At 60.5% G+C, this 266-nt stretch carries 1 protein-coding gene; it reads left to right on the forward strand.

Translation table 11 applies throughout. The features are described 5' to 3' along the window. Positions 1–266: solute carrier family 23 protein (locus AC0L20_RS41160; protein ID WP_473295854.1), on the forward strand; the 266-nt coding region annotated here is incomplete at both ends.

The raw sequence follows: 266 nt of genomic DNA on the forward strand, positions 1-266 counted from the left end.
CGCCTTTCCATTTCGGCATGCCGACCTTTCACGTGGCGGCGATCATTTCCATGTGCATCGTGGTGATGGTCACGCTGGTGGAAACCTCGGCGGACATCCTGGCGGTGGGCGAGATCATCGACACTAAAGTCGACTCCAAACGCCTCGGCAACGGCCTGCGCGCCGACATGCTGTCGAGCATGTTCGCGCCGATCTTCGGTTCATTCACGCAAAGTGCCTTCGCCCAGAACGTCGGCCTGGTGGCGGTTACCGGGGTGAAGAGTCGA

It is taken from the genome of Bradyrhizobium sp. Kon58 (assembly GCF_055807455.1).